4 protein-coding genes are annotated in these 2,973 nt (G+C 29.7%); all 4 read left to right on the top strand.

Features of this window, described 5'->3' with window-relative positions; genetic code table 11:
• Window positions 1–186 precede the first annotated feature (186 nt).
• The 4 genes from L8D11_RS04610 to L8D11_RS05840 all read left to right on the top strand — a co-directional run bounded on the left by L8D11_RS04610 (window position 187) and on the right by L8D11_RS05840 (window position 2,854).
• Window positions 187–1,005: an AI-2E family transporter gene (locus L8D11_RS04610; RefSeq protein WP_236870499.1), complete on the top strand. Its 819-nt coding sequence runs from the start codon at window positions 187–189 to the stop codon at window positions 1,003–1,005.
• A gap of 9 nt (window positions 1,006–1,014) precedes the next feature.
• Window positions 1,015–1,260, top strand: coding sequence for a DUF2312 domain-containing protein (locus tag L8D11_RS04605; protein WP_236870498.1), 246 nt, complete (start codon window positions 1,015–1,017; stop codon window positions 1,258–1,260).
• A 4-nt stretch (window positions 1,261–1,264) separates the two neighbouring features.
• A complete protein-coding gene (locus L8D11_RS04600) occupies window positions 1,265–2,554 on the top strand; it encodes a proline--tRNA ligase (protein ID WP_236870497.1) in 1,290 nt (429 codons plus the stop codon).
• A 165-nt stretch (window positions 2,555–2,719) separates the two neighbouring features.
• Window positions 2,720–2,854, top strand: coding sequence for a hypothetical protein (locus tag L8D11_RS05840; RefSeq protein ID WP_272906046.1), 135 nt, complete (start codon window positions 2,720–2,722; stop codon window positions 2,852–2,854).
• Window positions 2,855–2,973 lie beyond the last annotated feature (119 nt).

Raw genomic sequence — 2,973 nt, 5'->3', positions numbered from 1 at the left:
AGAGAATGCTCACAATGTTTTGCAGATTAAAGCGACTATGTCCTCTAATGAGTGGAATCTTTATGAAGCAAATATTGACAATGAGTTGATTCTAAAAGTTACTTAACGCTATCTAATATTTATGCTTTCTTTTATACCAAACTTATCGTTCTTCTTTATATGAATCTAATTTTTTAAATCCATTTATTGCATATCTTCCTTGCTTTGCATTTATGCAACGGCCTTTTAAATGTAAAAAAATATTTTACTCAATCAATTGGAGTAGACAAAGTTATAGAGCTTCTAAATGATAAATTTCCAGCTTTAGCCGATGCAGTTCAAAATGGACTGGATAATATATCTACCATCTTCTTTAAATTCTCAAATCAGATATTTGCAAATATTGTGCAATCTGGTAGGATGATACTGAATTTGGCAACTATTTTATTGATAGCGCCGATATTAACATTCTATTTTGCAATGGATATGCAGAAGATCTTGGATACCTTAAAAAATTTAATTCCTATTAGCCATAAAAATGATGTGATAGGACTTTTTAAAGAAATAAATGGCGCAATAGCTAAGTACTTAAGGGGTCAGTTGACTGTGTCTATTATATTAGCTACGTACTATAGTATAGGATTATTTATTTTACAGGTTGATTATGCACTAATTCTAGGTATATTTTCTGGATTATCACTTTTTATTCCGTACTTTGGCATCATGTTCAGTTTTATACTGACGTCAATTATTGCATTTGTACATTTTAAAACCACCAACATTATTATTTATCTAGCGACTTTTTATATAATGGGACACATCATTGAGGGTGTGTTTATAACGCCAAAATTGATGGGCAAAAATTTAAATTTACATCCATTATGGATATTTTTGGGGCTTTTTGTTGGTGGTAGTTTATTAGGATTTTTTGGGATATTGTTTGCAATTCCATTGACAGCAATAATTGCTGTGATTATAAGATTCTTTATAAAGATGTATAAAAAAAGTAAATTATATAAATATTAGGTTATAGCCATGGATTCTATTGATAACGATACCAAACAGATTTTGAAGCAATATATTGAGCGTATTGAAAGGCTGGAAGAAGAAAAAAATAATATTAACAATGATATTAAAGATTTGTTACTTGATGCAAAAGCTAAAGGCTTTGTACCTAATATTATTAAACAAGTAATAAAAGCTAGGAAAATGGATGCTGATAAGCTTAATGAGCAAGAGGCACTATTTGAGCTTTATAAGAATGCTGTTGGATTAGAGTAGTAAAATGCGTTTAAGTAAATTTTTACTAAATACAACAAAAGATATCACTTCTGAAGCGAAATTAGTATCATATCAGCTAATGTTGAGGAGTGGCATGATAAAGCAGGTTTCTTCAGGGGTGTATTGCTGGCTTCCACTTGGTATAAAGGTCTTAGATAAAATAAAATATATTATCAGACAAGAACTTAATAATATTAATAGCCATGAAATTATTTTACCATCGTTGCAACCACTTTCAATATGGGAAAAATCTGGTAGGGCGCTAGAAGAATCTGATCTAAAGTCTCAAATTTTCCATCTTACAGATCAAAAGCAAAATAAATATGTTTTACCACCTTCAGGAGAAGAGGTGGTAACTGATTTATTTGGTAGTAGTGTGCATTCATATAAAGATGTTAACAAAATTCTTTATCAGATAACCTGGAAATTTAGGGATGAAATTAGACCTAGGCACGGAGTCATGAGAGCAAAAGAATTTTTAATGAAGGATGCATATTCATTTGATATAAGCAAAGAAGAAGCGCTCTTAAGTTATGAAAAAGTTCTAGTAGCATATTTAAAAATATTTAAAAAGTTAGAATTAGAAGTTGTTCCAGTGTTAGCTCCAACAGGGGCTATGGGTGGTGATTATAGTCATGAATTTCATGTTTTGGCGCAAAATGGTGAAAGCTTAATATATTATCAAAAAGAACTTTTAAATTACCTTAAAAATAACGACTTCTCTCTTGATGAATATGAAAAATTTTATGCTAAAGAAGAAGAAAAGCATACTAATGAAAATATTGATTCATTAAATATATTAAAAAGTAAAAGTATAGAAGTAGGGCATTTGTTTTATTTGGGGCAAAAATATAGTAAAGATTTGAATTGCACATATCAAGACAAAGATGGATCACTTAAATTTCCTGAGATGGGTTGTTATGGAATTGGCATAACACGTTTAATAGCTGCAATCATTGAAAATAGTTATGATGAAAATGGCATAATATGGCCTGACTCTATCTCTCCTTTTAAATTTGTTATAATAAACATTAGATCGGAAAATAATGAGTGCAATAAATTATCAGAAAGGATTTATGGTAACCTATCTAATAAATATGATGTTCTTTATGATGACACTAGTAGCAGTGCAGGTAAAAAATTTGCAGATATGGATTTAGTGGGGATAAGCTGGCAAATCATAATTGGCCCCAAGCATGCTACTAATAATAGTGTAGAATTGAAAAATCGCAAAACTGGTGAAGTTAAAATATTAAAAGAAGAAGAATTGTATAACATAATAAAGGTTATTTAACCGTTTTATTTCTGAGGGTGCCTCTTAATTACAACTTGACGATACCCTCATTTTATTCCTAATCTTAACATTTAAAATTGATGTTTTTTCTTGATTTTTAAGACGGTATCAAAGTTCATTTGACTAAACTTTCAAATTCTGTAGTTTTTTAAAAAAGGAGGTTATATGGTTTATCAGAATGTAAAATTTAAAGATCATGAATTTGTGAGTTTTCATTATGACGCTGAGTTAGATATAAGAGCAATAATAGCCATTCATAGCACTGTGCTTGGCCCTGCTGTAGGTGGGTGTAGAATATAGTGGACTGAAAAAGTCAGACAACAAAAAGAGTAGTTTTATTTCCTAAAAGATATAAAAATATAAATAAAAAATAAGAAGTATGAGTAAAAAAGAAAAAAGAAATTTTAGCGCTGAACAAA

Source organism: Candidatus Bandiella numerosa (assembly GCF_021811875.1).
Taxonomy (GTDB): domain Bacteria; phylum Pseudomonadota; class Alphaproteobacteria; order Rickettsiales; family Midichloriaceae; genus Aquirickettsia; species Aquirickettsia numerosa_A.
The sequence above is the reverse complement of the archived record's forward strand: the minus strand, read 5'-3'. Positions and strand labels throughout refer to the sequence as shown.